We start from the raw sequence: 8,158 nt of genomic DNA, 5'->3' as shown, positions 1-8,158 counted from the left end.
CGCCACGCCCGCCAACCGGCGCGCCCCCGGCCCGGCCGACCGCGCCGACCGGCCGCGCTTCGACCTCACCCCGGGCACCCCCGACATCTCCACCTTCCCGCGCACCGCCTGGCTGGCCGCCGCCCGCCGCGCGCTGACCGCCGCCCCCAGCGAGGCCTTCGGCTACCCCGCCCCGGCCGGCCGCCCCGAACTGCGGCGGGCACTCTCCGACTACCTGGCCCGCGCCCGCGGCGTCCGCGCCGACCCGGACCGCATCGTCGTCTGCGCCGGCTTCATGCAGGCGCTGGGGCTGCTGAGCCGCGTACTGCGCGCGGAAGGCGGCAACCCGCCGGGGCGGCCGGGCGACGGCTGGCGGCAGGGCGACGGCCAAATCGCCGTGGAGTCCTACGGGCTCGACTTCCACCGCCATGTCATCATCCGCGCCGGGCTGCGCACGGTGCCGCTCCAGGTGGACGAACACGGCGCCGATACGGGTGAGTTGGCGGCCCTCGACGACGTACGCGCGGCGCTGCTCACCCCCGCGCACCAGTTCCCCACCGGCGTGGCACTGCACCCCGACCGCCGGGCTGCCGCAGTCAACTGGGCGCGCGCCACCGGCAATTACATCCTGGAGGACGACTACGACGGCGAGTTCCGCTACGACCGTCAGCCGGTCGGCGCCCTCCAGGGCCTGGACCCCGAGCACGTCGTCTACATGGGCACCGCGAGCAAGAGCCTCGCCCCGGCGCTGCGGCTGGCCTGGATGGTGCTGCCGGAGCATCTCCTCGACCCGGTGTACGCCCTCAAGCGCACCGGGGAATGGCCGTCCAGCTCGCTGGACCAGCTCACGCTCGCCGAGTTTCTGACCTCGGGCGCGTACGACCGGCATCTGCGCGGTATGCGGCTGCGCTACCGCCGCCGCCGCGACCAACTGGTCGAGGCGCTCGCCGCACACGCCCCCTCCATCCAGGTCTCGGGCATCGCGGCCGGGCTGCACGCCGTGCTCGAACTCCCGCCCGGCACCGAGCAGTCCATCGTCCAGGCCGCCAACTGGCAGAGCCTCGCCCTGCACGGCCTGGGCGGCTTCACCGACCCGTCCGCCACCGCCGTCCCCCGCGACGCCCTGGTCGTGGCGTACGGCACCCCGCCCGAGCACTCCTTCGCCGGCGTCCTGGACGCGCTGCTGAGGGTGCTGCCGCCGGGGGAGTAGGGGCTGACAAGCCCGGGCGGGGCGCCGACGACGCGCGCCTTACAGGTCCTGTACGAACGACACGCGCCTCACAGGTCCCGCACGAACGACACCCGGTCGAGCCCCGGCCCGTCGTAATCCCGGTGCACCGGTACGCCGTGCTCATCGGTCCGGTCGCCCGGCTCCAGCCGGAAGCCCATACGGGTGTGGTACGCGATGGAGTCGCGGTTGTTGGGGCTGGTGATGCAGCGGATCCGGGTGCGGCCGGCCGCGCGGGCCGTGGCGAAGAAGCGGTGGTAGAGCGCGCTGCCCACGCCGCCGCGCTTTCCGTCCGGGCACACGCCCACGAAGTGGACGTAGGCGGTCTCGGGGTCCGTCTGGGACAGGAAGCCGATCAGGAATGCGTGCAGGGTGCGATCGGGGCGCTCGACGAGAAAGCTGGTGTCGGCGAAGTGCTGCAGGAACAGTCGCGGTACGAGCAACTGGCGTTGCAGCGCGCCCGCGTCGCCGCCCAGGCCGCCCCACCAGTCGGCCAGCGCCAGTTGCAGCCGCGGGTGGTCCGACGGCACCGGGTGACGCAGTATCAGGTCTCCTGGCAGTACCTGTTCTGTCTCCACTTCTCCCGCTACTTCTCCATCCACTTCTGTGTCCCTCTCTGTGTCCACCTCTTTGGCCAGCGCTTTATCCATAGCGATCAGCGTAGACGCGAGTGATGTGGAGGCCCGGCGAAAATCGTCCGTCAGTCTCTCGGCCACCTTTAGGGATGGACCCTCGCCGCAGCCATGTGCTGCTACAAACGCCTGGTCAAACTCACCATGTAGGACACGGTCTTGGACGGGCCCGGCCAAAGATGCTGGTCAGGAGCCTTTGCCTGTGGAGGGCATGGGATTGCAACAGCGAAAATATTGAATGCACGGCAATCTCATCGTCGTGCCCAACCGGCCATGCGTCATGAGGGCCGTCCGGCCCTTCCGGCATCGAGGTTTCGACGTATCCTGCTTTGATGAGGGGTGGAGTAAGTGGTGGAAAACTCAAGGAGATTGGTGGTTCGAAATGGCCGGCAAAGGCGCTCGCCGGCAAGGAGTCAGGCGGGCGAGCAGGATCACCGTGGTCGCCGTGATGGCGGCAGGAACATTCCTGGGAGGCGCCGGTACAGCTCTGGCGAATACTGTCCCGGCCACAGCGCATACGGTGAGGGCGGCCCCGAGCATCGACTACTACGTCGGGCAAGCGAAGCCCCCACCCGCGCCCATCAACTGGAATGCGTACACCAACGGCTTTGATGAGGGAAGGCCGATAGGTGCGAAGAAAGCGGTCGAAGATTTGAAGAAGAATGGTCGAGGAGGATCCCCTCCCACATTTGCGGGAGGCACCGACTTCGCCAGAGGAATGCGGCAGGGGTTGATAGAGGGGTATCTCGAAGAGATAGGTCTGCATACAAAAAAGACGAGTCCAGCCCCGACGAGTGCAGAATTGCTGCACACGACGGTCCGAACGATCCTCGGCATGCCTCCGGAGTCCCAGCCGGCGCAGTCGCCTACGACTACCACGACTGCGCCTACGACGACCACAACTGCCACAACTCCGCAGCAGGGCGCCCAGCAGCCGTTCGTGCCCTCGACAACGCCTACTGCGACTACGACAACTCCGGGTACGAGTGCCGCGCAGTTGACCGGGCCTTCGGCGACGACTACTGCGACTTCGACGACTCCGGATACAGGTGCCACACAGTCGACCGAACCCTCGGCACCGACTACCACGAGTATGACAACTCCGGATACTGGTGCCACGCAATCGACTTCGTCCAGTTGCGACACCTGCTAGCTCCTGAGGCATCCCTGTGGGCGCTGCGACCAGTGGTCGGTTCGAGGCTATTGAGGTCGACCAACTGGGGTGCCGGGTGGCCAAGTTGGTGCGTATCAGTAAGAGTGCGGGAGATTGCTCCCTCGGGAGAATGGGGCTGCTTCAAGAAGAGCGGGCTGCCCGACGATAAACCGTCCCCGGCGCACCGGGTGCAAGGGGCGGGGTCTCTCCACAATTGTTTCCAGGTGACGGTGGACAAGACCGCGCAACGACTGCGCATGTGCCTGCTGTGACCGGCCTTGGCCACGTACCGGTACACCGTGGTGGTCCCGACGCCGAACCCGGCCGCGAGCTGGGCGTAGGTGTGTCCGCACCGCAGACGGGCGATGACGAGCAGGGCCTGCCGGTCCGCCCGCCGGCTCTCCGGCTACCGCAGACTCGGCCCCGCTACGAACGCCACCCCGGAAGTGCCTCGCATTTCTCGGCCTCGCCGCAGCCATGTGCTGCTACAAACGCCTGGTCAAACTCACCATGTAGGACACGGTCTTGGATGGCCCTGACCAAAGATGCTGGTCAGGGGCCTTTGGCTGCGGAGGGTATGGGATTGCAACGGCGAAAATATTGAATACACGGCAATCTCGCCGTCGTGCCCAACCGGCCCGTGCGCCATGCGCCATGAGGCCGTCCGGCCCTTCCGGCATCGAGGTTTCGACGTATCCTATTTTGATGAGGGGTGGAGTAAGTGGTGGAAAGCTCAATGAGATTGGCGGTTCGAAATGGCCGGCAAAGGCGCTCGTCGGCAAGGAGTCAAGCGGGCGAGCAGGATCACCGTGGTTGCCGTGATGGCGGCAGGAACATTCCTGGGAGGCGCCGGTACAGCTCTGGCGAATACTGTCCCGGACACAGCCCATGTGGTGAGGGCGGCTCCGAGCGTCGACTACTACGTCGGGCAAGCGAAGCCCCCATCCCAGCCCATCAACTGGAATGCGTACAACAACGGCTTTGACGATGGAAAGCCGATAGGTGCGAAGAAGGCGTACACCGATGTCAAGAAGACTGGTCACGGAGGATCCCTTCCCACGTTCGCGGGAAGCACCGACTACGCCAAAGGAATGCGGCAGGGGCTGATAGCGGGGTATATCGAGGAGAGGGATCAGCTACTCAAACTTCAAAGCCCTCAAAAACCTCAAAAACCTCAAGGCTCTCAAGGCCCGACGACTGCAGCTATGCTTAACATGACGGTCTTTACGATGCTGGGGGAACAGTCGTCCAGTCCGGCGCAGTCGCCTACGACTACCACGACTGCGACAACTCCGCAGCATGGCACCCAGCAGCCGTTCGTGCCCTCGGCGCCGACTACCGTGACGACGACAACGCCGGGTACAAGTGCCACGCAGTCGACCGAATCTTCGGCACCGACTACCGCGACGACGACAACTCCGGGTACAAGTGCCACGCAGTCGACCGAATCTTCGGCACCGACTACCGCGACGACGACAACGCCGGATACAGGCGCCACACAGTCGACCGAACCCTCGGCACCGACTACCACGTCCATGACGACCCCGGATACTGGTGCCACGCAACCGACTTCGAGCAGCTGCGACACCTGCTGACTCGGGAGATTGCTCCCTCGGGAGAATGGGGCTGCTTCAAGAAGAGCGGACTGCCCGACGATAAGCCGTCCCCGGCGCACCGGGTGCAAGGGGCGGAGCCTCTCCATAACTGTTTCCAGGTGACGGTGGACAAGACCGCGCAACGACTCCGCATGTGTTTGGTTTGACCGGCCTTGGCCATGTACCGGTACACCGTGGTGGTCCCGACGCCGAACCCGGCCCCGAGCTGGGCGTAGGTGTGTCCGCACCGCAGATGGGCGATGACGAGCAGCTACCAACGCCCGAACGAACTCACCACGTAGGCCACGGTTTTACAACTCCCCTATTCGTGACACCGGTTGAGGGGAGGGGAGCCCTCAAAACTCGCCCCTCGATGAACAGAACCCATTGCAGGGGTGAATCGTTGGGAGTGGTGGCGCTTCCGTCGGGCGTACGAGCCCGGCGCATGCCGGCGGGCGGCCCGTGTCGGTGTACGCAATCTCTGCGCCCTGTGGTGCACGCCTTGCGTGCCGCCGGGCCGGTGAGCGCTGCGCCAATCAGGGGAAATCCTTGCGGCGACTATGGCGTGGCTGTGCGGTCAACGCCGTTACTGATGCTATCGACCGGCGGGTCGCCCACCCATGGGAGGACATCGGTATGCAGATGCGAATCCCCATCACCTGAGATGTGCCCGGCGTCGTCCCTGAGGATGTTGCCGCCTCCCCGAGACCTTCACGCTTGGCGGGGAGGTGAACGGCCCGCCACCTCCACACCACTTGAAGGGCCGCACTATGGCACCCACCATCACGTTGGTGTCCGCAGCGCCGAATCCGGCAGTCTTCGGACAGACCGTGACCTTGACCGCAACGGTCATCCCCATCGGACTGGGCACACCTACCGGCACCGTGACATTTGTCGTCACGGGCGGGCCCACTCTGACCGGGACACTGGTCGGCGGCACAGCGACCGTCACCATCAGCGCTCCAGCCGTCGGGTTCCACACCGTCACCGCCACCTACAACGGCAGCCCCTTCTTCGGGCCGTCCACCGGCAGCGGCGGTCTGTTCGTGTTCCAGGCGTCGACCACCACCACGGTCACCTCGTCCCCGGACCCGTCGCTCTTCGGGCAGCCGGTCACCTTCACGGCCACCGTGGCGCCGGTCGCGCCGGGCGCGGGGACACCAACGGGTACGGTCACCTTCGTCATCGGAGGCGGTGGGGGCGGCACGCTGACCGCGCCGCTCTCGGGCGGTACGGCCACGGTGACGACCAGCACTCTCAGCGCCGGCACACATCCGGTCACCGCCACCTACAGCGGCAATGCCAACTTCTCGGCGTCCTCCGGCACCGACACACAGACGGTCCAGCCCAGCGGCGCGACGATCACCACGGTCACCTCGTCCCCGGACCCGTCGGTCTTCGGGCAGCCGGTCACCTTCACGGCCACCGTCTCGCCGATCCCACCGGCCTCGGGTACACCGACCGGCACGGTGACCTTCGTCATCTCCGGTGGTCCCACGCTGACCGGGACACTGTCGGGCGGCACGGCGAGCGTCACCACAAGCGCCTTGGGTGTCGGACCGCACACCGTCACCGCGACCTACNGGACACTGTCGGGCGGCACGGCGAGCGTCACCACAAGCGCCTTGGGTGTCGGACCGCACACCGTCACCGCGACCTACAGCGGTGACGTCAACTTCAGCACCTCCACGGGGACCGACACCCAGACCGTGAACAAGGCGTCGACGACCACCACGGTCACCTCGTCGCCGGATCCATCCGTCTCCGGGCAGACGGTCACCTTCACCGCCAATGTCGCGCCGGTCGCGCCGGGTGCGGGCACTCCCACCGGCACGGTCACCTTTGTGATCACCGGTGGTCCCACGCTGACCGGGACGCTGTCGGGCGGTACGGCGAGCGTTTCCACAAGCGGGTTGAGCGTCGGTACACATGCCGTCACCGCGACCTACAGCGGTAGCGCCAGCTTCAACCCCTCCACGGGGACCGACACCCAGACGGTGAACAAGGCGTCGACGACCACCACGGTCACCTCCTCGCCCGACCCGTCCCTGGTGGGGCAGTCGGTGACCTTCACGGCCGTGGTCGCGCCGGTCGCGCCCGGTGCGGGGACACCGACGGGCACGGTCACCTTCGTCATCGGCGGCAGCGGCGGCGGCACACTGACCGGCACGCTGTCGGGCGGTACGGCGAGTGTGTCGACCAGTTCGCTGGGCGCCGGCACGCACAGCGTCACGGCGACGTACAACGGTGACGCCAGCTTCAACACCTCCACCGGGACCGACACCCAGACGGTCGGCCCGGCCTTGACGACCACCACGGTCACCTCGTCCCCGGACCCGTCCGTGGTGGGGCAGCCGGTGACCTTCACGGCCACCGTCGCACCGGTCCCGCCGGCCGGGGGCACTCCCACCGGCACGGTCACCTTCGTGATCACTGGCGGTGGCGGCGGCACGCTGACCGGCACGCTCTCGGGCGGTACGGCGAGCGTGACGACCAGCTCGCTGGGCGCCGGCACCCATGCCGTCACGGCGACGTACAGCGGTGACGCCAACTTCCTGACATCGAGCGGCGCCGACACCCAGACCGTCAACCAGGCATCGACGACCACCACGGTCACCTCCTTCCCCGACCCGTCCGTGGTGGGGCAGTCGGTCACCCTCACTGCCTTTGTGGGGGCAGTTGCTCCCGGCGGCGGGGTCCCGACCGGCACCGTCACGTTCGTCGCCACCGACGGGGTCACCACCGTGAACCTCACCGGGACCCTGGACGGCAGCGGTGTCGCGGCGGTGAGCACCAACGGGCTGGTCACGGCCGGCACTTACCTCATCACCGCGACCTACGGCGGTGACGCCAACTACACCGGCTCCAGTGACACCGACACCCAGACGGTGGGCCAGGCGTCGACCACGACCTCGGTCACCTCGTCGCCGGATCCGTCCGTGGTGGGGCAGCCGGTGACCTTCACCGCGACCGTTTCGCCGGTCGCGCCGGGTACGGGGACGCCGACGGGTACGGTCACCTTCGTCATCAGCGGTGGTCCGACGCTGACCGGCACCCTTTCCGGGGGTACGGCGAGCGTCACCACCAGCGCACTCGGTACCGGTTCGCACACGGTCACCGCGACGTACGGCGGTGACGCCAACTTCACCGGTTCCAGCGGGACGGACACCCAGACGGTGAACCAGGCGTCGACCACGACCTCGGTCACGTCGTCGCCCGACCCGTCCGTGGTGGGTGAGCCGGTGACCTTCACCGCGACCGTGGCGCCGGTTGCGCCCGGCGCGGGCACTCCCACCGGTACGGTCACCTTCGTCATCACCGGTGGCCCGACGCTGACCGGCACCCTCTCCGGGGGTACGGCGAGCGTCACCACCAGCGCACTCGGAGCCGGTTCGCACACGGTCACCGCGACGTACAGCGGTGATGCCAACTTCACCGGTTCCAGTGGGACGGACACCCAGACGGTCGTTCAGGCGTTGACCACGACCTCGGTCACGTCGTCCCCGGATCCGTCCGTGGTGGGGCAGACGGTCAGCTTCACGGCCACGGTTGCGCCGGTTGCGCCGGGTGC

Annotated in this window: 4 protein-coding genes and 4 pseudogenes; 4 read left to right on the top strand and 4 right to left on the bottom strand. The window is 67.4% G+C overall.

Going from position 1 to position 8,158, the window contains the following annotated elements:
• The coding region (locus DY245_RS09715) for an aminotransferase-like domain-containing protein (protein WP_147318336.1) at positions 1-1,189 on the top strand (1,189 nt) is incomplete at its 5' end.
• Positions 1,190-1,257: 68 nt separating this feature from the next.
• Here the strand turns inward: DY245_RS09715 and DY245_RS09710 are convergent.
• Complete coding sequence (locus DY245_RS09710; RefSeq protein WP_244942946.1) at positions 1,258-1,785, bottom strand: GNAT family N-acetyltransferase; 528 nt, start codon at positions 1,783-1,785, stop codon at positions 1,258-1,260.
• 1,481 nt (positions 1,786-3,266) lie between these two features.
• Positions 3,267-3,383 (bottom strand): annotated as a pseudogene (locus DY245_RS09705) (helix-turn-helix domain-containing protein); the annotation flags it as partial.
• Between DY245_RS09705 and DY245_RS09700 the strand changes: the two are divergent.
• Positions 3,376-3,508, top strand: a pseudogene (locus tag DY245_RS09700) (IS5/IS1182 family transposase); the annotation flags it as partial. The pseudogenes DY245_RS09705 and DY245_RS09700 sit on opposite strands and share 8 nt — an antisense overlap.
• A 667-nt stretch (positions 3,509-4,175) precedes the next feature.
• Here DY245_RS09700 and DY245_RS09695 read toward each other — a convergent pair.
• Together DY245_RS09695 and DY245_RS09690 are read right to left on the bottom strand one after the other, a co-directional pair.
• On the bottom strand, positions 4,176-4,529 hold the full coding sequence (locus DY245_RS09695) for a hypothetical protein (RefSeq protein ID WP_128505620.1): 354 nt from the start codon (positions 4,527-4,529) through the stop codon (positions 4,176-4,178).
• Between the two features lie 227 nt (positions 4,530-4,756).
• Positions 4,757-4,858: pseudogene (locus DY245_RS09690) on the bottom strand (transposase family protein); the annotation flags it as partial.
• A gap of 499 nt (positions 4,859-5,357) precedes the next feature.
• Between DY245_RS09690 and DY245_RS44230 the strand changes: the two are divergent.
• A pseudogene (locus DY245_RS44230) lies at positions 5,358-6,170 on the top strand (Ig-like domain-containing protein); the annotation flags it as partial.
• A 42-nt stretch (positions 6,171-6,212) separates the two neighbouring features.
• A partial coding sequence (locus DY245_RS09685; protein ID WP_244942945.1) for a beta strand repeat-containing protein occupies positions 6,213-8,158 on the top strand: 1,946 nt, incomplete at its 3' end.

This window comes from Streptomyces inhibens, assembly GCF_003389455.1.
In the GTDB taxonomy this organism is placed as follows: domain Bacteria; phylum Actinomycetota; class Actinomycetes; order Streptomycetales; family Streptomycetaceae; genus Streptomyces; species Streptomyces inhibens.
The sequence above is the reverse complement of the archived record's forward strand: the minus strand, read 5'-3'. Positions and strand labels throughout refer to the sequence as shown.